Source organism: Acetobacter papayae, assembly GCF_047721125.1.
GTDB classification, from domain to species: domain Bacteria; phylum Pseudomonadota; class Alphaproteobacteria; order Acetobacterales; family Acetobacteraceae; genus Acetobacter; species Acetobacter papayae.
Genome location: NZ_JBDNWF010000027.1, coordinates 1 through 1,514, shown reverse-complemented (window position 1 = coordinate 1,514; position 1,514 = coordinate 1). Strand labels below are relative to the sequence as shown.

Here is a 1,514-nt window from a genome sequence, read left to right as displayed (position 1 = left end):
GCAGGCAACGCAGGCAACGCAGGCAACGCAGGCAACGCAGGCAACGCAGGCAACGGCATCAGCCACACGCTGAGAGCCGGAGCAAGCCCGCATCAACAAAAAAGGCCGCTGAATAATTCAGCGGCCTTTTTTAATACCCTGTGTCTCCGGGCAGATCAGCCAGGAGCCTGTCCCTGTGCCAACCGGAGCAGCCAGAGCTGGGCAATGTCATACACCGGCCCTTTGCCTGTAATATGCCCCAATGTTACGGCGGCTTCTTTGGGTTGATTAGCCTGCAACTGGGCCAGCCCCAGATGTAGCGACGCTACCGCCGGGTCGCTCACACCCTTGGTAATAGCCTGCTGCATCAGCGCCAGACCGTGTTCCGCCTGACCGGACAGAACCGCATTATACCCGACAAGGAACAGGGCATCGCCCCCGCTCTGGGCCAGAGCCGCCTGCTCATCAGCCGCGCTGGTCGCCTTACGATCCGCCGCCGCTTTTTCCGCCATAGCCCGCAGTCGGGCCTGACGCGGCGCTTCCGCCCCGGTTCCCAGAACGCCTGCGGTATAACCCTGCGCCATCAGGTCGCAGGCCAGTTGTGGCAGATGCTGTTGGAGGGCGATTTCCGCCATGTCCATGTAATCACGCGCCTGCAGGCTGTCGCCCGCAGCCAGACGGATACGGTACACATCCAACTGCAAACTGTCGGGTATGGTGCTGCGGGTTACCAGTTCATGCAGCAGCAGCGCCCAGTATTCTTTCTTGCCATAGTAGCGCGCCAGCATGGCATAGGCCTGCGAGGCGGTGTCCGCATCCTTCAGCGCTACGGCGCTGGCGGCCTGCATCTGCAACACGGACTCACCCGGCTTGCGACCAGCCGCAATATCGGCATTCACCATCGGCCCGACCGTACGCAGAACACCGGCGTAATCACGCTGGAGATACAGTGACTGCACCAGCAGAAGCTGCATTTGCGGGTTGGGGCCTGCCACCTTGAGATAACGGCTGATCGCGCTGCTGGCCGCCGCGTAATTCTTGGCCGTATACGCCATGGTAGCTTCAGACATCAGCATCTGATTACGCGCGGAGGCCGGCGTGCGGGACGACGCCATGAGCTTTTCATATGCGGCAATGGCGGTAGCCGTATTCCCCGCCTGCGTTGCCACGGCGGCACGCATCTGGGTAATGACATAATCATCATACGCACTCAGCCCACTGACAGCAGCCGCCTGATCAACCGCCTGTCTGGCCTTGTCATACGCATGGGATGCAAGTGCTGTCTGGGCATCGTGCAGGGCGGTCGCCACCGCAGGCGTGAGCGTGTCCGCTGCCTGCAGGGACGGAACGGATGCCAGAGCAACAACGCCCGCCGAAACGACCCCGGCTGGCGCTGCCATAACCAGAGCCGCCCGTGCGAGCAGACCACAACGTGCAAAACGGAAAGCCATGAATCCTACCCGGCCTTTCAAGGTGCTAGAAACTGTTCGTGTCCGAGGATAGCCATTTTGGAGACACCGAGGCGCTGTGCGTCT

General features: G+C 61.4%; 1 protein-coding gene. It reads right to left on the bottom strand.

All coding sequences use genetic code 11. The features are described 5' to 3' along the window. Nucleotides 1-155: 155 nt before the first annotated feature. Nucleotides 156-1,430 (bottom strand): hypothetical protein, encoded by a 1,275-nt coding sequence (locus ABF757_RS08860; RefSeq protein ID WP_415481855.1) that lies wholly within the window; start codon nucleotides 1,428-1,430, stop codon nucleotides 156-158. Nucleotides 1,431-1,514: the final 84 nt, after the last annotated feature.

Excerpts from the sequence above, each read along its gene's own strand:
- ABF757_RS08860 (WP_415481855.1), bottom strand. The coding sequence starts at position 1,430 with ATGGCTTTCCGTTTTGCACGTTGTGGTCTGCTCGCACGGGCGGCTCTG.